The 26,930-nt window shown below is 41.3% G+C and carries 22 protein-coding genes and 2 tRNA genes; 6 read left to right on the top strand and 18 right to left on the bottom strand.

The genetic code is table 11. The features are described from left to right. Positions 1-22 precede the first annotated feature (22 nt). A complete protein-coding gene (gene amrB / locus PJIAN_RS11245; RefSeq protein ID WP_068705084.1) occupies positions 23-1,456 on the top strand; it encodes an AmmeMemoRadiSam system protein B in 1,434 nt (477 codons plus the stop codon). 9 nt (positions 1,457-1,465) lie between these two features. On the opposite strand, the gene PJIAN_RS11240 is transcribed toward amrB, so the two are convergent. Together PJIAN_RS11240 and amrS are read right to left on the bottom strand one after the other, a co-directional pair. After that, positions 1,466-3,697: a glycoside hydrolase family 3 N-terminal domain-containing protein gene (locus PJIAN_RS11240; protein ID WP_068706430.1), complete on the bottom strand. Its 2,232-nt coding sequence runs from the start codon at positions 3,695-3,697 to the stop codon at positions 1,466-1,468. A 272-nt stretch (positions 3,698-3,969) separates the two neighbouring features. Then, the gene (amrS, locus tag PJIAN_RS11235) at positions 3,970-5,004 is read right to left on the bottom strand and encodes an AmmeMemoRadiSam system radical SAM enzyme (RefSeq protein WP_068705082.1); all 1,035 of its coding nucleotides are present in this window, start codon (positions 5,002-5,004) and stop codon (positions 3,970-3,972) included. 167 nt (positions 5,005-5,171) lie between these two features. Here amrS and PJIAN_RS11230 point away from each other — a divergent pair, with 167 nt between their 5' ends. After that, positions 5,172-5,771: a nitroreductase family protein gene (locus PJIAN_RS11230; RefSeq protein ID WP_068705081.1), complete on the top strand. Its 600-nt coding sequence runs from the start codon at positions 5,172-5,174 to the stop codon at positions 5,769-5,771. A gap of 149 nt (positions 5,772-5,920) precedes the next feature. Here PJIAN_RS11230 and PJIAN_RS11225 read toward each other — a convergent pair whose 3' ends face one another. From PJIAN_RS11225 to PJIAN_RS11190, 8 genes are all read right to left on the bottom strand, one after another. After that, positions 5,921-6,367 (bottom strand): hypothetical protein, encoded by a 447-nt coding sequence (locus PJIAN_RS11225; RefSeq protein ID WP_068705079.1) that lies wholly within the window; start codon positions 6,365-6,367, stop codon positions 5,921-5,923. Between the two features lie 165 nt (positions 6,368-6,532). Next, positions 6,533-8,134 (bottom strand): GH39 family glycosyl hydrolase, encoded by a 1,602-nt coding sequence (locus PJIAN_RS11220; protein WP_084252393.1) that lies wholly within the window; start codon positions 8,132-8,134, stop codon positions 6,533-6,535. A 226-nt stretch (positions 8,135-8,360) separates the two neighbouring features. Continuing rightward, the gene (locus tag PJIAN_RS11215; protein WP_068705075.1) at positions 8,361-9,290 is read right to left on the bottom strand and encodes a DNA-methyltransferase; all 930 of its coding nucleotides are present in this window, start codon (positions 9,288-9,290) and stop codon (positions 8,361-8,363) included. Positions 9,291-9,323: 33 nt separating this feature from the next. Continuing rightward, on the bottom strand, positions 9,324-10,607 hold the full coding sequence (locus PJIAN_RS11210; RefSeq protein WP_068705073.1) for a M1 aminopeptidase family protein: 1,284 nt from the start codon (positions 10,605-10,607) through the stop codon (positions 9,324-9,326). Positions 10,608-10,639: 32 nt separating this feature from the next. Continuing rightward, entirely contained in the window at positions 10,640-11,611 is a 972-nt protein-coding gene (locus tag PJIAN_RS11205) for a type I phosphomannose isomerase catalytic subunit (RefSeq protein WP_068705071.1), read from the bottom strand. Between the two features lie 41 nt (positions 11,612-11,652). Beyond that, positions 11,653-12,456 carry a DUF4296 domain-containing protein gene (locus tag PJIAN_RS11200; RefSeq protein WP_068705069.1) on the bottom strand — a complete coding sequence of 268 codons (804 nt, stop codon included), beginning with the start codon at positions 12,454-12,456 and terminating at the stop codon, positions 11,653-11,655. After that, positions 12,453-13,097 carry a lipoprotein signal peptidase gene (locus PJIAN_RS11195; protein WP_068705067.1) on the bottom strand — a complete coding sequence of 215 codons (645 nt, stop codon included), beginning with the start codon at positions 13,095-13,097 and terminating at the stop codon, positions 12,453-12,455. The genes PJIAN_RS11200 and PJIAN_RS11195 overlap by 4 nt, the downstream gene beginning before the upstream one ends. Positions 13,098-13,194: 97 nt before the next feature. Beyond that, positions 13,195-14,055, bottom strand: a complete 861-nt coding sequence (locus PJIAN_RS11190; RefSeq protein ID WP_068705065.1) for an enoyl-ACP reductase FabI — start codon at positions 14,053-14,055, stop codon at positions 13,195-13,197. Positions 14,056-14,272: 217 nt separating this feature from the next. Between PJIAN_RS11190 and guaA the strand changes: the two genes are divergently transcribed. Then, positions 14,273-15,802, top strand: coding sequence for a glutamine-hydrolyzing GMP synthase (gene guaA / locus PJIAN_RS11185; protein ID WP_068705063.1), 1,530 nt, complete (start codon positions 14,273-14,275; stop codon positions 15,800-15,802). Positions 15,803-15,919: 117 nt separating this feature from the next. Beyond that, positions 15,920-16,687, top strand: coding sequence for a TatD family hydrolase (locus PJIAN_RS11180; RefSeq protein WP_068705061.1), 768 nt, complete (start codon positions 15,920-15,922; stop codon positions 16,685-16,687). A gap of 220 nt (positions 16,688-16,907) precedes the next feature. On the opposite strand, the gene PJIAN_RS11175 is transcribed toward PJIAN_RS11180, so the two are convergent. Beyond that, entirely contained in the window at positions 16,908-17,255 is a 348-nt protein-coding gene (locus PJIAN_RS11175) for a DUF3127 domain-containing protein (protein ID WP_068705059.1), read from the bottom strand. A gap of 238 nt (positions 17,256-17,493) precedes the next feature. On the opposite strand from PJIAN_RS11175, the gene PJIAN_RS11170 reads away from it, so the two are divergent. Beyond that, positions 17,494-17,581, top strand: a tRNA-Ser gene (locus tag PJIAN_RS11170). 116 nt (positions 17,582-17,697) lie between these two features. Then, a tRNA-Gln gene (locus PJIAN_RS11165) sits at positions 17,698-17,771 on the top strand. A 144-nt stretch (positions 17,772-17,915) separates the two neighbouring features. Here PJIAN_RS11165 and PJIAN_RS11160 read toward each other — a convergent pair. From PJIAN_RS11160 to PJIAN_RS11130, 7 genes are all read right to left on the bottom strand, one after another. Beyond that, entirely contained in the window at positions 17,916-18,122 is a 207-nt protein-coding gene (locus PJIAN_RS11160; protein ID WP_068705057.1) for a hypothetical protein, read from the bottom strand. A 59-nt stretch (positions 18,123-18,181) separates the two neighbouring features. Then, positions 18,182-20,164, bottom strand: a complete 1,983-nt coding sequence (locus tag PJIAN_RS11155) for a GmrSD restriction endonuclease domain-containing protein (RefSeq protein ID WP_068705055.1) — start codon at positions 20,162-20,164, stop codon at positions 18,182-18,184. Further along, entirely contained in the window at positions 20,148-21,488 is a 1,341-nt protein-coding gene (locus PJIAN_RS11150; RefSeq protein WP_068705053.1) for a DUF262 domain-containing protein, read from the bottom strand. Before PJIAN_RS11150 ends, PJIAN_RS11155 begins: the two co-directional genes overlap by 17 nt. A 176-nt stretch (positions 21,489-21,664) precedes the next feature. Further along, the gene (locus tag PJIAN_RS11145; RefSeq protein ID WP_068705051.1) at positions 21,665-22,483 is read right to left on the bottom strand and encodes a DUF5677 domain-containing protein; all 819 of its coding nucleotides are present in this window, start codon (positions 22,481-22,483) and stop codon (positions 21,665-21,667) included. Continuing rightward, a complete protein-coding gene (locus PJIAN_RS11140) occupies positions 22,476-23,240 on the bottom strand; it encodes a DUF6946 family protein (RefSeq protein ID WP_068705049.1) in 765 nt (254 codons plus the stop codon). Before PJIAN_RS11140 ends, PJIAN_RS11145 begins: the two co-directional genes overlap by 8 nt. Positions 23,241-23,283: 43 nt before the next feature. Next, positions 23,284-25,158 (bottom strand): AAA family ATPase, encoded by a 1,875-nt coding sequence (locus PJIAN_RS11135; RefSeq protein WP_068705047.1) that lies wholly within the window; start codon positions 25,156-25,158, stop codon positions 23,284-23,286. A gap of 20 nt (positions 25,159-25,178) precedes the next feature. Then, positions 25,179-26,915 carry a restriction endonuclease subunit S gene (locus PJIAN_RS11130; protein ID WP_068706428.1) on the bottom strand — a complete coding sequence of 579 codons (1,737 nt, stop codon included), beginning with the start codon at positions 26,913-26,915 and terminating at the stop codon, positions 25,179-25,181. Positions 26,916-26,930 lie beyond the last annotated feature (15 nt).

Raw genomic sequence — 26,930 nt, 5'->3', positions numbered from 1 at the left:
CTTAATTGAATTTGAACAGCATATGAATTCAACAGACAGACTTCCGGCCGTTGCTGGCAAGTTTTATCCCGAAGAGCCCGACATCCTCAAGCAGCAGGTTGCCGGACTGTTTGCGGGAGCAGAGCCTAAACAGGTAAAATACGTAAGAGCAATTATTGCTCCTCATGCGGGATATATGTTTTCGGGCTCTGTAGCAGCTTCGGCTTTCAACCAGATAGATCCCGACGCTCACTATAAAAGAGTGTTTATTATCGGCTCATCGCACCACGACGCATTTGAAAAAGCCTCGCTGTATTGCGATGGTAACTTTGTAATGCCCTATGGCGTAGAAAAGGTTGATACCGCTTTTTGCAAGATGCTTGTTGAAAGGCATCCGGACATATTTTCATGCAATGGCAAACACCATCAGGACGAACATACGATTGAAGTACAGCTGCCGATCCTGCATCATGTAATGAAACATGACTACAGCATCGTTCCGATACTCATTGGAACAGCTACGCCTTCCGTATGCTCACGAATTGCCTCGGTATTAAAGCATTATTTATCTTCCGAAAATCTTTTTATCATCAGCACCGATTTTTCACACTATCCGGGTTATAAAGATGCACAGGAAATTGATGCAAAAACCAAAGATGCCATTCTGGAGAACAATCCCAAAGCGTTGATGAATACCTTGGCAGAAAACATTTCTCAGCATATACCTCATCTGGCCACCAGCCTTTGCGGATGGACTTCGGTACTCACGCTGCTCTATATGACTGTAGGGAATGAAAACCTGAAGTATTATGCCGTCGATTACCGGAACTCCGGCGATACGAAATACTATGGAGACCGCAACCGGGTAGTTGGTTATTGGGGAATAGCGGTTGCTGAGCACAAGGAAGAAAAGAACGGTTTCAGTCTGACCATGGAAGAAAAAGCGATGTTGTTGGAGATTTCCAAAAACACGCTAAAAGAATTTTGTGTCTACGAACGAATATATGAATTTGAACCGGCCGATTTGCCTTCATCGCTTCATGAACATTGCGGCGCCTTTGTTTCCCTGCATAAAAACGGGAAACTAAGGGGCTGCATCGGCCGCATGACCAGCGATATTCCTCTCTATCAGGTGGTACAGGAAATGACGATTGCAGCCGCATGTCGTGATTCTCGTTTTGCCCCTGTTCGAAAAGACGAGTTACCAGATATCGACATTGAAATATCGGTTCTATCCCCTTTACGCCATATCGACAATATTGCTGAAATAAAACTGGGCAAACACGGCATTTACATTGAAGACGGTTTCCGCTCCGGTGTATTTCTGCCGCAGGTAGCAACAGAAACCGGCTGGAGCACGGAGCAATTTTTAGGTCATTGCGCCCGTGATAAAGCCGGTCTCGATTGGGATGGATGGAAAAAAGCCAACCTGTATGTCTTTACTGCTACTGTTTTTCCTGAAGAGGTAGACAGATAGCTCCTCAATTTACTCTGTCAGCTCAAAATGCCCTTTTAATGCAGCCTGAGACGAATTACCCACAAACAGGTCATATTCTCCGGATTCGTTAATATGCTGAAGGTCATTATTGTAAAATTTCAGATCGTCGGGTGACAGGGTAAATTCCACATTACGCATTTCTCCTTTTTTCAGGAAGATCTTCTGAAAGCCTTTCAGCTCGCGAACAGGACGAACCACACTTCCCACCAAGTCGCGCACATACAACTGTACCACTTCTTCGCCATCATAATTGCCAGTATTTTTCACATCGACAGTTACTTTCAGCTTATCACCTTTTATTTTCAGCTTATCGGAAGACAACTTCAGGTTGGCAATATCAAACGAAGTATAGCTTAAACCGTAACCAAAAGCATAGCGCGGACTGTTTTGCAAATCGATATAGGCCGAAACATAATTCTTGTCATCGTCGTTTTTAGCCGGGCGTCCTGTGCTGTAATGATTGTAGTAAATGGGGATCTGCCCTTCGGTGCGAGGAAAAGACATGGGCAGTTTTCCGGCAGGATTGTATTCGCCGAAAAGAACATCTGCAATCGAATTTCCGGCTTCGGTACCCAACCACCAAGTATAGAGGATAGCCGGAACATTATCCGCAGCCCAGTTGAAAACGAGAGGCCGCCCGGCGCTAATCAGCAAAATAACCGGTTTACCCGTAGCGCAAACCCTTTTCAACAAATCTTCCTGCACACCCGGCAGACGTATAGAACTGCGGCTTTTTGCTTCACCGCTCATATCGGGAGCTTCTCCCAGAGAGAGAATCACCACGTCGGCTTTGTTGGCCAGATCGACAGCTGCTCCAAAATTTGAAGTATCCTCGTCTTTCACGTTGCAGCCTTTGGTATAAAGCAATGTCGAGCTTTTGTCGAGTTGCAAAGCGATGCCGTCATACAGAGAGACAATCCGTTGCGCATCATCAGGAAAAGCAACCGACCAAAAGCCATGATTTTCAACAGTAGCCTTTGCAAATGGGCCAATCAGAGCGAGGGTCATATTTTTCTTTGAAAGTGGCAATAAAGGCTTGCCATTTACCGGTTTGTTTTCGAGCAATACAACACTTTTTTCGCCAATTTCACGGGCAGCTTTTCGGTTGTCGGCATTATTGGTTTGCTGCTGTTGGCGTTGTTCATTGCAAAAGCGGAAAGGATCTTTGAATAGACCTAACTCATATTTTTTCAACAAAATACGTTTTACTGCATCATCAATAAACGATACCGGCACCCTGCCATCCGCTACCAGTTGCTTCAGGTTATCGCGATAGCAACGGCTCTCCATATCCATGTCGCTGCCCGCCAAAATGGCTTTCTTTGCTGCATCGTAGCTATCTTTCGCATATCCATGCGGAATCATCTCGCCGATACTTCCCCAGTCGCTGACAACAAATCCCTTGAAATTCCACTCTTTTTTCAGTTTGTCTCGCAAAATATAACTGTTTGCCGTGGCAGGAATGCCATTGATGTCGTTAAACGAGTTCATCAGCGTAGCCACGCCACTTTCTACCGCGGCGCGGAATGGCGGCAGATAGGTTTCATTCAACTGGCGAAGACTCATATCCACCGAATTGTAATCACGGCCACCGACAGCAGCGCCATAGGCCGCAAAATGCTTTGCACAAGCCATGATGGCATCGGTGTTGCCCAGTCCTGCACCCTGAAAACCTTTTACACGTGCACGTGCAGCAAGACATCCAAAATAGGTGTCTTCACCGGCACCTTCCATCACGCGTCCCCAGCGCGGATCACGGGCAATATCCACCATCGGGGCAAATGTCCAGTGAATGCCATAAGCCGAAGCTTCTGTGGCCGCAATACGTGCCGATTTCTCCATCAGCCACATATCCCAACTGGCCGCTTCAGCCAAAGGTATCGGAAAGGTGGTACGCAAGCCATGAATTACGTCCAGTCCGAACAACAGAGGAATGTGCAACCGCGACTGGATGGCGACTTCCTGCAATGCACGGGTTTTATCCACTCCCATCACATTGAGCATGGAGCCCACTTTTCCTTCTCTGATCTGCTTTTCTTTCTCCGCATCTACGGTAATCTTACCGGTAGCAGCACCATCACTGGTGTACTGGTTTAACTGCCCGATTTTTTCGTCGAGGGTCATTTTCGACAATAAATCGTTCACAAATTTCTCTCCATTCTGGCAGACGGCAAGCAGCGGAATCGTCAGCAAAAAGGAGGCTAATACGAGTTTTTTCATAGGTTTGATCTTAAAATAAGTGTTGTTTGAAATAATGTCCGAATTTACAAAAACTATCACAAAAAAAAGAGCCATTCGCCCTTCTTTTATAACACAATCAAATAGTTAACCAATGGTACTATTTATGATGATAAAACAAATAAAACGCCTGTCATCAAGGCTAAAGCCAATGCATGGTCAACCTGACTTTGCTCTGTCCTAAAGAACGGAGTTATAAGAATCGGGTTAAGAACCGTCTTTTATACTAAGATGTGGACATTCAAGAAACTTGTTTACTGCCAAACGCCGGGAATAGGTTCGCCGCAAAAGACACAACGACCGTGATGGATATAGTTCGATTTTACCCTGTACCCTACCCGTTCTATCAACAATTGCCGGCAAACCGGGCAAATAGTATTTTCACCATGCAGATCAGGCACATTGCCGATGTAAACAAATCTCATACCGCATTTCTCGGCAATGGCTTTGGCATGAATCAGCACAGTTTCGGCTGTCGACGGGATTTCTTTCAGCTTGTAGGTAGGAAAGAAACGGCTGAAATGAAGCGGAGTATCTGCAAAACCATTCGCAACCAGCCATTCGCACATAACCAATATCATTTCAGGACTATCGGTATATCCGGGAACAAGCAGATTGGTAATTTCCAACCAAACGCCGCCGGCTTTTAGCATCTTCAGCGTATCAAGCACCGGTTGCAGCCTTCCTCCGTCAAGGTGACGATATATTTCATCATCAAAACACTTCAGGTCAATATTGGCCGCATCGAGCCACGGCATTAGTCCTGCAAGCGGTTTTTTATTGATGAACCCATTTGAAATAAACACTGTTTTCAAACCTTTTTCTTTGGCAATAGATGCCGTATCGAGAAGATATTCGTAAAACACTGTTGGTTCGGTATACGTAAAGGCAATACTGTCAGTATCGTGTCGAAGAGCTTGTTGTACTACTTCGAGAGGAGTAAGTTCAAAATGCTGTAATGTGCGGGGTGACGCCTGTGAAATCTGCCAGTTTTGGCAATTAAGGCATCGAAAATTGCATCCGGCCGTAGAAAGAGAGTAAATGCCACTGCCGGGAAAGAAATGAAACAACGGCTTCTTTTCAATCGGATCAATGCTAATGGAGCAGGGATTACCATAAGCCTGTGTGTACACTACCCCTTCATTATTGATACGAGTACGACATATTCCTGTTTGTCCCGGATGCAAAACACATTCGAGAGGGCAGAGATGACACTGCACTTTCATCTCCGGCAACTGCTCCTGCCACATTGCCGGACGGCTCCATTTATCGGGTTCGTAAGCTTCCATGGCGGTGATTCAACTTCAAAATTACTACAATTAATCACCTTTTGAATCTTTCTCCCTCTTTTTTCTGCTCTCTTCCGAAATGTACCACATCCTTTCCTGAAACTGTAACCCAAAACGTGAAACCAGATATTACATTTGCATATAGAAAACAAAATAAAAATACGATTATGGCAAAAGATTTTTATTCAGCAGTAGAAGCAAGACGTTCCTTTTATGGGATTAGTAAAGAAACCGTCGTTTCTGATCAAAAGATTCAGGAGGTGATAGAACATGCCGTGAAGTATACCCCGTCGGCATTCAACTCTCAAAGTGCAAGGCTGATTTTGTTGCTGGGCGCTCAGCACGACCAGCTATGGGACATCACCAAAGAAGCTTTGCGAAAGATTGTTCCTGCTGAAAATTTCGGAGCCACCGAAGTGAAGATTGATTCTTTCAAGAGCGGATATGGGACTGTTCTCTATTTCGAAGATAACAGCGTGGTGGAAAATCTGCAAAACCAGTTCCCTCCATATGCACACAATTTTCCTTCATGGTCGCTACAGGCGAGCGGAATGCACCAGTTTGTGATCTGGACCGCACTGGAAGCCGAAGGATTCGGTGCTTCGCTGCAGCACTACAACGAACTGATTGAAGAAGACGTAAAGATAGAGTGGAATGTGCCCGCATCGTGGAAACTGATTGCTCAGATGCCTTTCGGTAAACCGACTTTTCAGCCCGATGCCAAACAGTTTCAACCGCTTGAAGAGCGCATCAAAATTTTCAAATAATCGGTAAAATCATATCTCGCAAAGACGCCAAGACGCTAAAGAATCTGAATATAAACAGTTCTTTGCGACTTGGCGTTTTTGTGTGAATTTCATTTACTGTAAAACAGAATCACACCTTATCCAGTAAAATTGCAAACTCATCTTACATTTCAAAGGCTCGTCTTTAATGTCAAATTAAGAACAACCTTTTTACCCCGGCTATAAACTTCTATTAATTCAGGAGACTTCCATTGTAAAAACTTGAAGTCAGAATCGTTAATATTTATTCCGAATGTCTCGTCTTCAATCTTATAGCGATTCTGAAGTTTAACGATTCCATCCCCTACAATATTAATTTTCTCGACATAAAAGCTACGGATTTCTTCGCTAGAAACAAACAGCAAACGATAGTAGCCATACATGTCCGACTTATCTGTAAAAGCTTCTCCTGTTTTCATACTATCTATATACAAGTAAAAATCAGGCATTATTGAGGAACTCTTACCGCTTGTCACAGGGTGTGTTTGCTTTGATTTATCTGAAGCCTGACTACGCTGACTAACAGTAAACAAAACAGAAAAAACCAGAATCAACAAGAAAAAATAGTAAGCTTTCATTCTATTATATTTTTATCGTTTGTGGTTGTATATAAACGCCTTTCCCTTATCGATACCCTCGTGCGACAGAAGAAAAAAATAATACCTAGCAATGACGCCAAGCCGCTAAAAAAAATCTGGATATAAAGAGTTCTTTGCGATTTGGCGCCTTTGCGAGAAAAAGCTTTATCGCTTCACCAGATTGACAAACCAAACATCGTTCTCCCTCAAATCAAGCGCTTGGGAGAATTTGCCGTCGGCAGCAATCTGAATCTCTTCTTTGGCCACCGGCGATCCGTCGTTGGCTTTTTTGATCTCTTCCACCTGCTGCTTCGTAAGTTGGTTAGGCTTGTTCATCGCATAATAGGTAGCATACGCATCGTTCACTTTGTAACCGACCTTATACAGCTCCATCGTGTAGTTTCCTTGCGGAATACCCGATAGCGACACCACCACTTTCCCTTTGTTCTTTGCCGGCAGATCGCGCACGTAGTAAACCTGATTGTTGACCGAATCGCCCGGATGGGTATTGGTGAAGTCCCATAAAAGCAACTGCACATCGCCTTTGCTATTCTTGCAGGCATACGACTCACTGTCGTTGTTCGTCAACTCGGTTTCGCCCAGCTTATTCAGGAACGTAAAGGCATAGTAAGCCGGCTTTTTAATGCCCTGATAGTTGAGCAAACCAAACCCTCCATGAAACGGTGTAAAACGTGGCCCCGCTTCTTCAAAAATATCGGTAAACACCCAGTACGACATCGAAGTAGCAGCATCGCCCACCTGTTTGATTTTTTGCAGAATGTAGGCCGCTTCGTGGTAGCTGTCGTGAATCGGATCGGACGGTGTATAAGATGCGCTCCACTCTGTATAGTGCAGTTCGAGACCCGGCATGGCCGAATTCTGAATCTGCTTACGGGAATTGAGAATGTCTCCACTCACGGCCATCGGATCTTTGCTGAGTACAGTTCCAGAGTTACCATACTCATCAAGGTAGCCCTGTTTCACACCGTAAGTGTGGGTACTGACAAAATCAAGCGGCAATGAATTTTTATGGCAAAACTCAATCATTTCGGGTACCCAGGCAGCACCGGCTGTGGCTGGTCCACCCACTCGATAGGCTTTATTGACCGACTTAATACCATTCACCGCATATTGATACAACTTAAAGTATTCTTCCTGCGTCCCTGTCCAGAAAGCGCCTTTCAGGTTGGGTTCGTTCCACACTTCAAAGTACCAGCTCTTCACTTCGTTTTCGCCGTAACGTTCAGTAAAATGCTGAGCCATATTACGAACAAGAGCTTCCCATTTATTGTAATCCTTTGGAGGAGTTACATTTCCGCGCCACCAGAAGATAGTTTGTTTGCCGCTTGCCAGCGCTTCGGGCATAAAACCCAGTTCCACGAACGGTTTCATTCCAATACTCAACAGGTAATCGAACAACACGTCGATGTATTGATAGTTGTACTCAGGCTTACCATTTTTATCTTCGCGGTACAAGCCCATATCGTCGGTAAGCAGGCCGTGCATGCGGATGTATTTGAAACCGCACTCTTTCTTAACGAGAGCCAGTTGTTGCAGCCAGTCGGCACGCAAGCCTTCATTGGCACGTCCGGCACCGATACATTCTTTAAACTGAGTGTTCAAGGGACCTTTCGCCTGATTGTAATCGATGGCAATCACACGTTGGGGAACTGCTGCAACTTTTGGTTTGGATTTGCCGGCAAAGACATTGCCGAACGACATGCTGCCGAGCAAGACAGCACAAAGGAAGAAGTTTTTATTTTTCATAATAGAAGATATTGATATTAGATTAAATGATTATCCGCAAAGCGACCTGTGCAGACTCTATTAACTCCGTCCTTTAGGACGGAGAAAAGAGGAATGCATATTCAGGGCTTTAGCCTTGACTCCTTCGATTATCACAAAACATCACGTTCAGGGCTAAAGCCCAATCGGTCATTGGCATCTTAATCTCCGCCCTAAAGGACGGAGTTATGCCTATTCGGCAATCCGGCTACTTCAGAGTATTACGTTCCCAGAAAACACCGTCGACATAGCCCTGTATTGAAGGGTCGGTTTGTGCCAGTTGGAGGCGTTTTTCGGCCAGCAGGCAATAATCTTCGTTCATCTCCACTCCGCAAAAATGACGGTTCAGTTTACGGGCTACCACCGAGGTTGTGCCCGAGCCAAGAAACGGATCAAAGACGATATCGCCTTCGTTGGAGCTGGCCAAAATCAACTTAGCAATCAGCTTTTCAGGCTTTTGGGTAGGATGATCGGTATTCTCCGGCATCGACCAGTAAGGAACCGTAATATCATCCCAAAAATTGGAGGGATGCGTCAGACGGAATTTTCCCTCTTCAGTTTCCTGCCAGTCTTTGGGCTTACCTTCGTGACGGTATGGAGCCAGCACTTTCCGTTTCACCTTTACAGCATCCACATTGAAAGTGTATTGATTTGCATCCTTCACGCCAAACCATATATCTTCCATCGAATTTTTCCAGTTGGTTTTGGCGCCCCTGCCCTTTTCGCGCTGCCAGGTAATACGGTTAAGCACTGTCAGATGTTCCTGCATCACAGTTTGCAGAGCCGAAGTACATTTCCAGTCTCCACACAGGTAAAGCGATCCTCCGGGTTTAAGGCATCCCACTACTTTGGGAAACCAACTTTGAAGATAGTCGAGATAGTGCGATTCCGACAACTGGGTAAATTTGTTCCCGGCAAAGTCTTTGGTAAGATTATAGGGCGGATCAATGATGATCAGGTCGGCAAACTCACGGGGAAGGAATTCAAGCACCTGCATCAGATCACCCCAAATAGTACGATCGGTAGCCTGTGCCACAGTTACGGGCTGCTCAGGGGTGAACAAATGTTGCCGCAGCGACAGCTTCTCGTCATCATTGACCGTTAAAGTACGATTACGGGGTGCCCGTTGTTTTTGCATGTGGTTTGGTTGTAGTAAAAAATAAATGCTTGTCTATTCCGCAAATTCAGCAGGAATGCCTTTTTCGTTGAGGCACTTTTCCATTTTGATTACGGTTTCTTCCGATGCAAATTTAACTAATTGCTCTCTGAAAACCGCATAATCAATCACTTTTCCGTAATATTTTGAATAGAGCTTCTGAATAAACTTTTGCCATTTTTTGTCGCCCATTTCTCCGCGAACCACATGCCAGATTACCGGACCGAGGGTATATGTCACCCAGTTAGGCCGGTTGGCCGCAATCGGAAGATCTTCCTCCGTACCCTTGATGTAGGTATTATAAATCCGGCAATTCTCACGTAGCATTGCTTTCAGGGTATCGTCGCCGAAACTCTTTTGCAGGTACACCATGCGCAGGTATTCCGTCAACGATTCTTCCGTAAAACGGGTGTATGGAGAATGGTTATAAAGTCGGGTAAAATAGCCATTACCCACCCACTGATGAAACGTTTCGTGCCCCACCCAGTAGCGCTTATCCGGCTTATTGACGTCAGCAATGTATTCGGGACCCATCAACACAAAGCCCGGCATCGACTGGCAAAAATCAAAGCCCGGGAATTCGATAAAAGTAAACGTCGGAGGCCGATACTTCCCAATAAATTTATATGCAAAACGAAAAGCTTGTAAACTTTCCCGGACAACGGCGTTCGCTTTTGTCGTATCCGTTGTGTGAAAGAAATAATTCAGTTGCCGGCCCTTCCATTGTTGAGTCTGACTGGTATAATAATCTACCGGTGCAATAAACAACGGCATTCCGGCATTTACTTTCACGCGAAAATGATACTGCCTGTTTGTCCCGTCAAACTCATAACCGGACTGCTTGCCTGAAGAATAAGCGTAATAACCGGCCGGTACGGTCAGGTTAATTTTCGAAGAAGCAACGTTGTCGTACAAATAAGGGAACCATTTGCGGGCACGAACCAAAGCGATTACCCGATCGCTTTTGAAGGAGTCTGTTTCGAGTGTATAATTGAAGCGAAGCTCGCCTTTCCGGAAAGCCGGCAATTGAAAAAGTAAGCCATCCTGCGAACGACGATACCCAATCGTATCGCCGTTACAGGTAACTTTATGGATAGGAATAATATCGGCAAAATTGAGTCGCACTGTCTTTGTGCTATCGTCTTTTGCCAGTCTAATCAGAGCCTGAACATTGAGCAATCGCCCGGCAGAATCGAGTCTCATATCCAAACGGTAAGAAACTATTTCTGTCCACCTTTCTCCTGCCACTACAGTCATTGCACATAGCAGAATCATGCTCAACAAGGCAAGTTTTTTCATATACGCAGAGCCAAGTGACTCAACTTTTATAACTAAACGTAAACTTCAAGAATTTCCGACGAACGTTGCGGCACCAGTGTAATACTGCTTAGGGAAGCCGGCAACAATACGGTTTCACCTTTTACCATTGTTTCACTGCCACCGTCATATTTAATCTCCACAGATCCTTCCGTACACAGGTAAATCACGAAAGAATCGAGATGATAGTAATCACGTTCCAGTTTATCCGTCAATTTAATCAGATTGGTGGTAAAATAGTTGCAGGAAGCCAGTTCGCAGGGAACATTCTCTTTTGCTACCGGATGTTTTTTTGCATCTTTCACGTACGCAAAGTCAATAGCATCGAGCGCCTGTTCGGTGTGCAATTCACGGGCATTTCCCTTGTCGTCTACACGGTTAAAGTCGAACAAACGATATGTAACGTCAGAAGTTTGTTGAATCTCAGCAACAAGGCAGCCTTTACCAATAGCATGAACACGGCCTGCCGGAATAAAGAAAACATCGCCTTTTTCTACCGGATGTTTATCCATCACTTGCTCGAGAGTTCCTTCTGCAAGGTGTTTCAAATATAAGTCCTTATCAACATTCGGCACAAATCCCGAAATAAGGGTAGCATCTTCGGCTCCCGGCAAAGCATACCACATTTCGGTTTTCCCGAAAGAGTTGTGGCGTTCTGCTGCAAGTTCATCATCAGGATGCACCTGAATGGAGAGGTCGTCATTAGCATCAATCAGCTTAATCAGCAAAGGGAATGTCTCACCGTACGTTTCAAATACCTTTTTACCCACCAGTTCGTCCATGTAAACCTCCACCAGTTCCGGAAGAGAATTTCCGGCCAAAAAACCGTTTGACACCACCGACTCATCGCCCGGTACGCCCGAGAGTTCCCAGCTTTCGCCAATATTTGGAAGCGTATCGGAGTGCTTTCCGAATTGTTCTAGTTTGTGTCCGCCCCAAATGCGGGTTTTATAGATAGGGCTGAATTTTAAGGGATATAGTGTCATATGGTTCTTTGTAAGTATACTTGCTTATAAATAATGACCGTTTATTTTGAGAAAATTTTCTGCCACCAGCTTCGGGATGTTTTCGCACCTTTGTGAGTAGCATAAGCAATACGGTAACAATGCACATCAGCAATAACAGCTGATTGAGGCATATTATTGCCTTTGCATTCGAGCAGCCAGCCATCTATTGTCATAACGTCAGTTTTGGGTGACAGCGGCATAAAAACGCGGTAACTAAGCCATTGTCCGTCTTTTTTCGCATAAGACACCAAACTGTCCGTTTTTCCCTGATATGCCACTTTGAGGAGAAATTTATTTCCTTCAGCCTTATCCTCCTTATTGAGTTTCAGCTTGTATGTCAACAGAAAGCCATTCCCTTTTTGAAACTGATTCCGGTCAAAGTGGAAATTCACCTTATTATGAATGATTCCGGTTGTAAAGTCAAAACGACGGGGCATTTGCCACACTTCCACCGTATCGTTTTCTGTAAGCACCGGAGTTATTTGTTTGTATTTACGTGCGTTAACATCCTTCTGTAGTTTTTGAAACTGCAGGTTCAGCCTGTCGTATAAATGTTCCTGTTTGTCGGGGTGTGCAGAATACCAAACCATTGAACTGTCGAAATCGGCAACCGACACGTCGTATTTATGCAAAATATAACGGTAAGACTGACGCTTTGTGCTGTCAAGGTTGGCTCCGTAATTCTTTACCATATTACAGGCATCCGCCAAATACATTTCATAAAGTACGTCGGCCATTTTCTTTTCCTGGAGCACGCCTTTGGGTGTGGTACTACAGGAAAACAGCAGCAGAATTGCCGCAAAATATACGATTATTGTTTTCATGCTTGTGTCTCAGGCTGATTTTCAACCGGCTTTTTTACTTCATTATCGGAAAGATAATGACGATAGAACAACAATATCAATACAACACCAACACTCACTGCGCTATCGGCAATATTGAATACCGGACGGAAGAATATAAAGTCCTGGCCTCCCCATATCGGGAACCAATCGGGGAAGTTGCCTTCGATAAGAGGGAAATACAACATATCGACAACACGACCGTAAAAGAGAGAAGCATAACCGCCGCTTTCCGGCATAAACTGAGCTACATGTCCCATACTGTCGGAAAATAACAGTCCATAGAACATACAGTCGAACAAGTTGCCTATTGCACCGGCAAGAATCAACGAAATGCTGATTATATATCCGGTCGGTAGTTGCCGTTGTATAATTTTACGCAGATAATAAATCAGGAAAATACCGGCACCAATGCGGAAAAGACTCAAAAACAATTTCCCGATCAGCTCCATACCGAAAGCCATCCCGTTGTTTTCAATAAAATAGATATGAAACCAGCTGAATATCTGTATGTCGTGTCCAAGCTCGAAATGCGATTTAATAAAAAGCTTCAGTGTTTGATCGCAAAACAGAATCAGGAAGATTGTCAGAATGGAAATTTTTGCTGTTTTTGAGAGTTGCATAATGGTTGAAATAAATTATAAGGTACAATTTAAATTGTAAATAGCGGCTACCTGCAAAGATAGCCGCCAATTACCATCAGTTTATCGAGTCGGGAAATTATCCGTAAATAATATTACCGTTCTCGTCTTTGAAATCGTTTTCAAAACTCTTGTTGTACTGAGTCATAGCTCTCAGACTCATACCCATGCTTGAAAAACCACCATCGTGGAAAAGGTTCTGCATAGTCACCTTCTTGGTCAGATCGGAGAACATCACGATACAATAGTCTGCACATTCGCTGGCAGATGCATTACCCAGTGGCGACATGCGGTTAGAGAAGTCTACCAAACCGTCGAAGCCTTTGATACCGCTACCGGCAGTGGTCATTGTCGGTGATTGCGAGATGGTGTTGATTCTCACACCTTTTTCGCGACCGTAGATATAACCGAAGCTGCGAGCAATGGATTCAAGCATTGCTTTGGCGTCAGCCATGTCGTTGTAACCGAACAAAGTACGTTGAGCTGCCACATACGAAAGCGCCAAAATAGAGCCACCTTCGCTGATAGCATCCATCTTTTTCGCCACCTGAATCATTTTATGGAATGATACGGCCGAAATATCAAGGGTTTTGCTCAACAAATCATAGTCCAAATCATCATAAGTACGTTTTTTACGTACGTTAGGAGACATACCGATGGAGTGCAAAACGAAGTCGATTTTGCCACCCAGAATTTCCTGAGATTTTGCAAAAACCTTTTCCAGATCTTCTACACTGGTTGCATCGGCAGGAATCACTTCGGCGTTGAGCTTCTTTGACAATTCGTCGATTGTACCCATTCTAATGGCCAATTCGGTATTGGTCAATGTAATTGAAGCGCCTTCTTCTACGGCACGTTCTGCAACTTTCCATGCAATGGACATGTCGTTCAAAGCTCCGAAGACAATTCCTCTTTTTCCTTTTAATAAATTGTTTGACATACTGTTACAAATTAATAAATACTAGATACCTATTCTCCTGAGTACAATCAATGTCGGGATCGTACACGGAGCAAAACTACAATAAAAACCATCTAATTTGCTTATTAGCAAGACAAAACATTATCACCAACGTCTTATCCGACCAATTTATCTTGATAAAAAACGGTGCAAAGTTAGCAAAAAAACGTATCTTTGCAGCAAAATTCTTCACACCAGCATGACCAACAAAATCTTAATCCTCGATTTCGGGTCGCAATATACCCAGCTTATCGGTCGTCGCATCCGCGAACTCAATGTTTACTGTGAAATTCACCCTTACAATCACTATCCGGCTCTTGATGCCTCAGTGAAGGGTGTAATTCTCTCAGGTAGTCCATTCTCTGTTCATCAGGACAATGCGCTGATTCCCGACCTCACTCCGTTTGAAGGAAAAATGCCAATTTTGGGCGTTTGCTACGGAGCTCAGTATCTTTGCCACAGCAATGGCGGTAAGGTAGAACCTTCCGACACACGCGAATATGGCCGTGCCATGTTGAATGTCGCTGCATCGCACTCTCCTCTTTTTGCAGGAGTAAGCGAACGTTCTCAGGTTTGGATGTCTCACGGAGATACCATCACCGAGATTCCTGCTAATTTTGAACTGATTGCTTCAACAGAAACCGTAAAAAATGCCGCTTTCAAAATCAGCGGTGAAAATACATTCGGCATCCAGTTTCACCCCGAAGTGTACCACACAACCGAAGGGACACAAATGTTGAAAAACTTTGTGGTGGATATTTGCGGTTGCTCTCAGGACTGGACTCCCGATTCATTTATCGAAAGCACTGTAAAAGAGCTGAAAGTACAACTGGGCAACGACAAAGTGGTACTCGGCCTTTCGGGCGGTGTCGACTCAACGGTGGCCGGCGTCTTACTGCAACGTGCCATCGGAGACAACCTCACCTGTATCTTCGTAAATAACGGTTTATTGCGCAAAAACGAATTCGAGAGCGTACTCGATCAGTACAAAGGCATGAAACTGAACGTGATCGGAGTAGATGCCACCGAACATTTCCTTAACGACCTGAAAGGTGTTCGTGAACCGGAAAAGAAACGTAAAATCATTGGTCGCGATTTTATCGAAGTATTCGACAAAGAAGCACATAAAATAGAAGACGTAAAATGGCTAGCTCAGGGAACTATTTATCCTGACGTTATCGAATCGGTTTCGGTCAATGGTCCTTCGGCTACCATCAAATCGCACCACAACGTGGGCGGTCTGCCTGAAACCATGAAACTGAAAGTGGTGGAACCTTTGCGTCTGCTTTTCAAAGACGAAGTTCGCCGCGTAGGTAAAAGCCTTGGCATTTCTCAGGATCTGCTCGGTCGTCATCCTTTCCCGGGTCCGGGTCTTGGCGTACGTATTCTGGGCGATGTTACTGCCGAAAAAGTTCGCATTCTTCAGGATGCCGATCATATATTCATCGAAGGGCTGAGAACATGGGGTCTGTATGATTCTATCTGGCAGGCTGGAACCATTCTGCTTCCGGTAAAATCGGTAGGTGTAATGGGTGACGAACGCACCTACGAAAACACCATCGCTCTTCGTGCCGTTCACTCTACCGACGGTATGACAGCCGACTGGGTTCACCTCCCTTACGACTTTATGGCTCAGATTTCGAACGATATTATCAATAAAGTACGTGGCGTAAACCGCGTTGTGTACGATATCAGCTCGAAACCACCCGCAACTATTGAGTGGGAATAAGAGACAATTAGACAATTAGACAATTCTTCAATATGCCAATGTGCCAATTAAATCCTTCTGATTTTATTAGTTTCATTGGCATATTTTTCTTATTGGCATATTTGCACATTATTTAGAATGTTAATAGATACCCATTCACACATTTACCTTTCTGAGTTCGACGAAGACCGGACGGAAGTGGTCAACCGGGCGAAAGCGGCCGGCGTATCACACATTGTTTTACCCAATGTGGATAAAGAAACGCTAGAGCCGATGTGGGCGCTTGAAGCCATCGAACCTGAGTATTTCAGCGCAACCATTGGACTGCATCCTACCAGCGTGGATGCGACATACAAACAGGAACTGGAATGGGTAAAAAGCGAATTGGAACGCCGTCCCTATTGCGCCATCGGAGAAGTGGGAATTGACCTGTACTGGAACAAAACATTCCGCAATGAACAGATCAAAGCCTTCGAACAACAATTACAATGGGCCATCGACTACGACCTGCCGGTAATCATTCACCAGCGTGATGCTTTTGAGGATACTATTGCCTGCGTGGAAAAATACAATTGTTCCAAACTGAGAGGTATATTTCATAGTTTCGGAGGCACATTAGAAGAGGCTCAACGCATTCTATCCCTGGGCAGTTTTTATCTGGGTATCAATGGTGTGGTAACGTTCAAAAATTCAAAGCTCAGTCACGTATTGGAACAACTCTCGCCCGAATATCTGGTACTGGAAACCGATGCGCCCTACCTCACTCCGGCTCCCTACCGTGGAAAACGTAACGAAAGTGCTTACGTGATGCTGGTAGCTCAAAAGCTTGCTGAAATATATCAACAACCTGTGAATGACATAATTGAAGTAACAGGAAGAAATGCCACCGGTTTGTTCAATTTGTAAAATGATTATCCGGGTCTTTGCTGGATTCTTTGCTCTCTTTGCGGCAAAAAATCTGAGATTAACCGCAAAAAACGCAGAGAATTCTCAAAGTACACAAAGATGAATCCTAACATACAAAAAAAAGAGCGTCATCCTGATTGCTTAGACAAATTTCAGGACAACGCTCTTTTTCTAAATTTTCCGACAGACAACCTGCCTGCTTGACAATTAATGACGTCAGTTAAAATGGCATATCACCAGGCATTTCTGCCGGTCCCGGATCGAAAGAAGCATCAATCGGCGGCGCAGTTTCGCCCGGAGCATTCGCATTTGCCAGTTCTATTTTCCACGCTTTCACGTCAGTATACCATCTTTGATTGTACTCACGACTTTCAATATCGAAATCAATCTTCAGTTTATTACCGGGTTGTAGTTTAGCGTCAATCTTATCACCCCATACAGAGATACATATCTTCTTAGGATACTGTTCTTCAGTCTCTACAACAATGTTTTGTTTTCTCCATTCACCTTTTGAACTTGTACCGGTTTGTAATGGCAGTAATTCTACTAATTTAGCCGTGAGTTGCATTTTTTGAATCTATTTTATTTAATACTCAAGTAAATAGCTACGTGCTATCCATTGTGTAAACTTACTCAAAATAATTTGATTTAAGCAGAATAAAATCATTGAAAAACCATTTAACGACAACGATTGTAAGTCTCAATAGTTTGCAGCAGAATGATTCAACACTGACATTATTTTTCTTCAATTGGCTATTGTTGCAATCAGAATAAATCCCTACTTTTGCATCCGCTTTCAGCCAATAGGAGAGGTGCTCGAGTGGTTGAAGAGGCACGCCTGGAAAGCGTGTAAACCCCTAAAGGGTTTCACGAGTTCGAATCTCGTCCTCTCCGCTTTTTTAATTACCAGAAAGTTGGTAAATTTCTTTGAAAAAATTCAGAAATAGCCTAAAAAGCTCTATTTTCTCTTGTATTTTTCAAGACAAACCAATAACTTTGCATCATCAAATTGTTCTGTGGTGTAATGGTAGCACAGCAGATTCTGGTTCTGCTCGTCTGGGTTCGAGTCCTAGCAGAACAACCATTAAAAACGCTATTAATCTAAATATAAGATTAGTAGCGTTTTTTATTTTATATTCCTGGCGAGATATTGGCGAGATAATATAAAAACAGGTCCAAAACAAGCCATCTATTTGCAGATAAAACTCCACAAAAAATCCCTTAAACACTAGTTTTTATTGGTCAACAATGACTTTAGATTTTCTACTGCTTCATTCATACTTTTAAAATCCTGTGATAATCGGGAAATAAGAGAAAATTTTTCACTTCCTGTCATGCCGGGTTTGATTTGTTTGAGATATTCTTCATAAATTTCATCAGCCACATTCAATGTCATCGAGAAATCCTCTTCAATTTCAATTCTTACCTTTGCCATATGAATATATTTTACCTCTTTCCAGTAAATATTGTTGCGTAAATGATTCTATACATAAATCAACTCATCAATATTTCTTTCATCCTCTCACCATGATCTTTTATTTCATTAAATTGATTATCTCCATTAGTATCCCAATATTCATACTCCATCATAATACGCTGTTTAATGCTGTCAATCTTTTGACTACTACGATAGTGGTCTTTTTTAGCAGAAGGCATAAAATTACTTAAGCGAGAGTTCTTGCTGCTACTAATTAGGCACAGGTTTCCGAAATTATCCAGCCACATCTGATCTTTATCCTTCAGCTTCATGGCTGAGTCTATTGGGTTTTGCGGATAATAATGTTCTACCGAACTTCGGAATGAAAACTCAAAATCACGAACCCGATTATCGTCAAATGCAAAATCACCATTTATCCTGAAATACTTTTTGTCTCTTCTGTAGTCTTTCCACAATAAATAGTCCAGATAATTAAAAATAAAGTTTTCTACAGCGGTACCGGAATCAAGTTTTGAAAAATCGATACAATCATCCGTAATGTGATCAAAACAGCTGTCTGCATCTACAGCAGTTTCGCCATAAATGAGAGTAAAAAAATCTTCCGGCTCATTCGCAATGTATCTTCTGACCAGGAAGGCCTTAGCCAGATTTTCCAGATAGGTTCTATAAGTCTCGCCCTCTGTCTTGGGGTTGAGGAATACAAACTTCAGGACTGCATTCAACCAGTGTTTATACACCAAAGTGGGGGTAGATACATGGAACATCGAAAGTAACATTAAATTTTCCCGATTAATATCATCGTTGCTATCTTCAGCCCCAAATGTATTCACATAGCTTACAGAGCCACTATCGCCCAGTTTTAATTTTTTCAAACTCCACTGATCTTTACCTTTTGTGTACTCACGCTTGATGATGTATTTATCAAACAGATATTTTCCTTTTAACAGATTATACCCGAAAGTTCTGACAAACTCTTTTTTATTATCCGCTTTCAGATATTGTTCAAATTGAGGGATCAATCGTTTATCGTCCAGGGCAATGTTTTCGCCGGTTTGTATACGCAGGATATGAAGCAGGAAGTTTGAAAAGTTGATGATTGTATTGAATCGTTCGGACTCTTCACCCGTATCGGAAGTATTACCAGCACCAATTACAATTTTATTATCAACAATATCCTGAATCGAAAACATATTTTGGGAGCCTTCTTTGGGTTTGGACTTCTCTTCCGGTTTTACACGCAAGCTTGCATAAAAATTGCGTTCATCCGTCAATTCATCCCATTTTGTTTCTGTTCCTTTCCCAAAGAGCAAATCCCGTTCATCAGTCGTGAAACCATATTGGACATACTTCTCCATATTTGCACAGGCTTCCCATACAGTATTAAACGCATACCTATCACTCTCATCCAGTACTTCCAGACATTTTGCCTTTAGTACTTCATGCTTTTCTAATTGTTCCCCCCGGCTATTCATTATTTCGAAATAATGATTCAGGTCTGTATCTGTGGGAACAGGGACTCGCAGGATGGTGACTTTGTCTAACAAGAAAGTAGTAAATTCTTCGATAGACAGGTTAAATTCTTTTTCGTTCAAAATTCGTTCCAATGCCCGTTTAGCTGTTTTATATCCATCCTTGATGGCTGTATTGCAATGGTTATCATCTGGTTCATATCCATAAAATAATGCATCTAAAGTAGCTGTAGAGTGAGTACGACTGTCGAATTTCAGACGGGGTTGACTGAACCACTTCAGTTCTAGGTATTCTTTGTTGATTAAGCTCAACAATATCGAAAGTGTGGTTAAACGCTGTTGTCCATCTATTGTTTCGTAGATAACCGTACCGTCTAACTTCCTTTCCCATACTACTAATGTTCCGATATAATAAAATGTATTGTAGCTTTTTTTATAATCGACAATATCCTGAATTAGTTGGGTAATTTCACCTTCACCCCAGGCATAATTCCGTTGATAAATGGGAATAATATATTGATCAGAACTAAAAAATTCTCTGACTGTATAGTGTTTAGGATTTTGGCTCATAATACTTTTGCTCTTTAAAGAATGCTTCAATTGTGTCCGTTTTGGTGGACTTCTTTTCGGTGAGTACTTCCAGTTTGATATTCAGAATTTCATTGGGACGTATGGCTTCCCGGATACATTTGAAGAGTTGGACTCGCGAGTGTGCTCTGTTTAAAGCGTAGTTATCCACCGAATCGATACCCACACTATAAAGTTTCAGCCGTAAGGTAAAAGCCCAGATAAAAATTTTATCTATGGCTTTATCCAGTTCTTTTTCACCAAATTTATCGATGTAATAAATTAAACCGCAGTAAAACAGGTTGCGTACATATTTATCTCCTGTACGGTAGTACCCCTGAGAGTTTTTCATCGTTAGAATGGTTGATGAAAGTTGCTTTTCTTTGATATGCTTAATCAATCCATCATAATAGCCAATCATTTCAAAGAATCGTTTCCCATTGATAATTGTCTGATCCAATTGGAAGGGAAAGGTAAAATTTTTTTGTTGAATATTCCGGTGCATCGATTGGTTGTATTCTTCGGTATAATAGTGGGCAATCCGATACATCTTGGTAAATGGATAATCCTCCGTTACCTCTGGGCTAACCCCTTTGAAAACATCCACATCATTCTTACTAAAGTATCGTGCCGAAGCGCCCTTGCTCCAGTTGCGAATACGAAACAGGTATTGAGCAAATAATTTGGATAAGTTTTCGGTATCCATTTCCTCCCATTTTTCAACGACTTGTTTCCGTTCTGCTTCGGTAGATGAACTGTTCATCTCGCGTAAATGATAAGCTTTCAGCAAATCATGAGGTTCCAGGTCTTTGCCCCTGGCATTTTGTGAATCGAAAAACTGAAAGGCTTCAGATATTTCATTCAGGGTAACTTGTACTAACTGACATTTATTAAAGAAGAATAGTATGGTAGCCTCATCAAATTCATTGATGCGACGTTCAATCACCCTGTAGTTGTTTTGTATATTGGCAATCGTTATGTCGTTCGAAAACTCCAATGCCGACAGGTTGGTTTGATAGTCTGCGAGACCTTTAATCTTTTCCAGTTTCTGATTGCGGATCAATGCCATGACAATTAGCAGCAAGGTTATAGTTCGTTGCTGTCCGTCTACAATATTCAATGCAGTCAAATTATCAACTGTTTCCTGATGAATTACCACCGTTCCCAGCCGATAGGCTGACTTGTCGGTATGACATTGAATATCATCAATCAACTGATTGACATTTTTATCAGTCCATTTATAAGGGCGTTGATAATCGGGAATTTTCAAATTTGGCGTTTTCAGAAATTCTCTGATATCTACAATTCTGGGGGCTGGATTGCTCATATGTTAGTGCTTTATCATATTTCTTGGCCCCGTTACTTTTTCTTTTAGAAGGCCAGACTAAACTCGTTTGAGGAGTCATTTTTGAGCATTCTGTTGCCGATCACTGTTTTCTAGCTTCGGACATAACAGTTGAAGATCTTCGATAAATTTGTATTAGCAGGGCATAATACATCAGTTTAGAATTTGATTTGATTACCAATTTTGTAATATAACTCGGTATAAAAAGCAGCTTCATGATTGACTTCGTGAACATGTTTACTATCGGGCATGTATAGTATATAATCATGTATTAGCCTTGCCAATATCTCTAAACAAAATTGGATATACAAATCAGCCATAGCTTTTTGTGATATTATATCTCTAGATTGTTCTATTTGCATCACACATAGTCTCCCGCTATGACTGTAGCTGGACATATAAGAATATATCACATCGAAATACTGCTTTGGCAAACCTGATTCTATAGCCAGATCGCGCCAGCTTTTAAATACTCTCCAGTTTCCTTTGAGTATTTTCTTTTTGCCTTCTGCTGAAATATTTTTGTATATAGAATTACATGCTAATTTTTGAAAGATTTCGGTCTTTTCTTCTTGTTCTTTTGCATGTCTTTTGACAGATTCTTCTGTAGCTGTCGGAAAATTTTCTCTTTCGATATATCCAGCTAAATCCCAACAATAATACCTGAATTCTTTTTCTTCAACACTCTGAGGTGCAACAAAGATATAATTGAATGTAAGATAGGATTCAAGAGCTGTTCTGGTTAAAGCTGCTATGGATGGAAAATCTATTACTTCCTGAAATAGCACTGTACTATGAACAAATGCCTTAGGTACGCACAATCGTTGTATTGAACATATATGATGGACAGTTTTTAATGCCAAGGGTTCTCCATATCTTTTCAATTCAGAGCTTGGATATCCTTTACCAGCTAATGAATTTCCTATATTGATAGAATGTTCTATTAATAGATTTAATATTTTATCCTTTTCAAGCATTGTTGCTATGAAGTGATTTTATCTCCACAATTTCATCCTTCAAAAACCGGTAAGCTGCTTTTTGCTTCATATATCCAAAAGGATCTTTCTCGCTGTTATCAATCAACTGCTCTGTTTCTATTTTCCATACAAAATATTTCAGTTTATCATTGGGCTTAATTTGCTCAACCATTTTCTGTAATTTGCTGATGTATTTCTTCGAATCCTCAAATGTCTCATCGTCATAGAATACCTGATAAACTACATTTGCTTTTTCGGTATTGAAACAAGCAGAAGCCGTACGATGAAAAAACTGATATTCCAGTTCATGAATTGATTCAGTTAGAGGCTCTTTCACAAAACCATCTATCATGCTTTTCCAGGAAGTTAATACTTTTTCTCTATTCTCTGGATTGTCGCCTGCTTTCAACCAATGTGTAATTGTTTCCGTGTTCTTTGCTTTATGATATTCTGTAAACTTGGCTTCAATGGCAATTTTACAACCGTTTGCAATTAGCATCAAGTCTGTCATCGATGCCTTACCTTTGCCGAGTTTTGGTTTGGTGGGATATTCAAAACAAATCGAAATATTCTGCCCCAACAAGCCATTATCAATCCTGGCTAATAATTTTTCCAATCTTTTATCCGTCTCTTTCCAAAACTCTACCAATGGCACACTGGAGGTACGGTTGGAGTTTATCTTAATACCCGAAAACATGTCCAGCTCTAAATCATAATCTAATGAGGTTGGTTGGCCGAAGAATAGTTGGTTTTTCATGATGTATTAGTCTAAAACTTATATAGATTTTCCTTTTTTGCGATCAACTTATTTTGCTCATAATCAATTCAAACATAGGTCTGAATACTTCAAAATGCTCCTTATCAATTGAAGGAACAATTTCTTGAGCAAATTCAGTTTTTTTGTTGTCCCTGAATTTTACAATTGTACCACCTCCTTTAATAGCTTCTTCAGTAAAATAAGAATGGGTGTTTTCATCACTATAAAACAGATGTTCAATTTCCATTTCAGATTCGTCTTTATATGTTTCTATAGGCTCTAGCTTTTTGATAACTTGTTTTTGTACTGTTGGGTTATTGGGTATAGGCAACATTAGAGCAAAACTGTTTTTATCTTTGATTTTTTTTGCAAGCCCTTTTAACGGATTATTTTCAATGACACTATCTTCTTTTATATAGTTCCATTCATTATATGCTTTATCAAAATCAAATAATCCAAATATTGGTTTTCCGTTTATTTCATTTAAAATCCTTTCATCCTGAATTAACAACCTAAGATAATTACAATTAAATGCATATATTACAGAAAATGGCATCGGTTTATCATAAAGTTTTCCCCAAGCAGTTTTTATTATTTCTGGATCTGTACTCCCTTCTGTAAATATTATAGGTTGTTTCTTAAGTTTAACCTTATGAAGTAAACTTAATATCTGCTCATTTTCTCTATATCTAAGAATGTCAGATGATAATTGTTGAATTGCATAAGCTTTATTTACAGATCGTTTCTGAATTACTCCACTTTGGCTTACTATAAGATTGATATTATCTTTAGCGTGAGGTATAAGTGTGATAGCACTATGGCTAGTCATTAATATGTGATTGCATGCACTTGATTCTGCTGTAATATCTTCAATTTGCGTCAGAAAACCATATTGCCACTCTGGATGAAGAAACGAGTCAGGTTCATCTAATAGGGTTACACAAGTTCTGTCTTTAAATAATTCTACTATCGAATAAATATAGATCGATTGAAATTGCCCATCACTAAACTGATTGACATCTATTGTCGAATTATCATGGAGAGTTATTTCGATTGATATATCATTCAGTATTCCTAATGTTTTCAAATTATCGAAGCTTCTGAATAGCGCTTGAGGTGATAGATCTTCAAACTTTTTTTGAAAGTCAACTACATCGTAGTAGAGGATGTAGTTATCATTGTATCCCCCATTTCTAAAATAACCCTCATCTCTAACCTTTCCTTTCGAATCACCTTTTTTTACTTCATAGATTCTATCCATGAAGATTTTTGTTATTCCTGCAACTTTCCAAAATCTTGTTGTTGGTTCAAATTGATCAATATCATATCCGGCTTTTTTCGCATATTCAGGACGTTGAAATACGAGCTTAAATTCATGGCTTAAGTTTTTAATTCCGAGTTTTTCGAGGATATACTTTTTTGCTTTACTATGTTCAGGCAGCAAAAGAAGAATGGTTAGTAATAATGACTTATATTCATTTCCAATGCCGATAAATTTACGCAAATCACCTTCGTTTGCTCCTAATAACCCCTTCCGAAACTTATCTTCATATTGACTTATAAGCTGATCTACTTTGGTATTATGCCCCGAGTAGTATATTAGAATGTTATCGGGGAGTTTATCAACAGTTATTTTCTTTATTTCATTATTGGTTTCATCTAACCATAATTCTTTTTCCCAGTCCCAGCTTACAAAATAAGTATTGTCATCTATACTATATTTTAGTTGGTAATCAAATTTTATCTGATAGTCATTCTCATATAAATGTCTGAATATTTCAATTAATGCTTCAAACATATTCGATTTTCCAGAACCATTCTTACCAACAAATACATCAATAAAACTTTCATTTTCAAAGTCTAACGAAAATCTTTTTAGATTTTTGTATTTACTGATATACAAATGTTTTATTCTCATACTTTAAATGGGGGATTATCCTATTTTACCACTTTCTTCACTATCTCCTCAGCCAGTAAATTCTGTATCTCCTGCGCTTTCTTTATTCCGTCTTTCAGGCTATCACACAAAGCAAACAATTCATCTACTTTAAATACAATCTGATTCAACTCATTAAGAGGAGGTAAGGGAATTTGAACTGATTCTAGTATACCAAGATTGATGTTTTTCTGAGCCGTTGAAGGTGCATAATCAGTTAATCTATTTTTTGCTGTTCTTATGAAATAGTCAAAATATCTTGCATCTCCAATCTCGTTTGATACAATTAGTCCAACAATACTATCTGGAAAACAAGCATCAAAACCAAGAATACTCGTATCTGCTATATTTGCAGCTATAGTTATACACATAGTCCCTTTAGGCCACAACCTACTTTGATTTAATCCCTTTTCATTATAAAGAGCTGTATACGTACCAATAAATTTATCTGCTTTTGCGACGTCTCCAGTTTGTATCATTGGATATATACCATTTTGATACAAAGAATTATCATTTCTGGGTCTGTGTTTTGATTTACCACGTGCTAACTCTCCAATTTGACTTAATCTCACCCATTCCCACCCCGTCGGCAGTTCAAAAGGTTTTTCCTCCTCCGTAAATTCCGGCAAAGCAGCCTGTTTTTTTATTTTTCCCTCTTTTACTAATCTGGCTTTTTCGGCAGCTATCTTTTTCAGCAGTTCGCTGGCGGGTTTGTCGTTTGGGTTCTGAGGTACAAGTTTGCCCATTACGGCCAGTTGCAGAATAGTTTGTTTAAGTTTATCTATGCTGTGTTCGGTAATAAACAGCGTATCGAAACAACGGGCTATGCGCTGCCATGCTGACTTAAAACCATCAGAATTTTTAGCATCAGTAAGTGTACTGAGTAGCACTTCCACCAATGTTTCGTGAGCCGAATTGCTATTGGTTTGTTCTTTCTCCAGTTCGTCACACAAAGCCATTAATTCATCTACTTTGGCTACAATGCGGTGTTGTTCGGCGAGAGGGGGAAGAGCAATAACAGTTGCAATAATTTTTTCTCTTGAGATATTGGGCTGTGCTCCTCCAGCACCCATGCTAATAAATCTATTTTTATAAGCTTTGAGTAGTGTAAGAAGAAAAACATTGTAAATATCCGAAAACGGAGTACATGCACAGACTGCTTGATTTGTTGTAGCCGGGATTTTTAAAATTGATGTTTTTCCTATCGTCGCACCATACATCGCAATAAGAACATCTCCAGCTTTGTTATATCTGAGCGATGACTTTGTTAGGGCTAGCTCAGTAACAAATTCTTCTGATTCTGATATATAATCACCAACAAGTTCGCCAGACTTGAACCAAGGGATATTGCCCCCATAGTATTCACTATTTCCTCTGTTTGGAGTAGCACCTGCTCCCCATTCGCCCAGATCATTTAGTCGAACATATTCCCAGCCTTTAGGGAGGTCATATGGAAATTCATCTTCCGAGATATTCGGTAATGCTTTTGATTTTTTTATTTTTCCTTCTTTGGAAAGATGCTTATATTCTGCTTTTATTCTTTTTAACAACTCACTTGCCGGCTCATCATTCGGGTCTTGTGGTACCAGTTTTCCACGAACTGCCAGTTCCAAAATTAGCTCCCGCAGTTTCTGTATTCCCAGCAATTGCAGGTTGGAGGCACTAATGCCCCGGTTACTGGTTTTTTGTGCCTGTGCGGTTATCCAGATAGGAAGTGAATCTAATAATATATTATTCATTTTCTTTCTCTCTGA

It is taken from the genome of Paludibacter jiangxiensis (genome assembly GCF_001618385.1).
Taxonomy (GTDB): domain Bacteria; phylum Bacteroidota; class Bacteroidia; order Bacteroidales; family Paludibacteraceae; genus Microbacter; species Microbacter jiangxiensis.
Note: the sequence above shows the minus strand (reverse complement) of the source record. Positions and strands in the feature narration are given on the sequence as shown.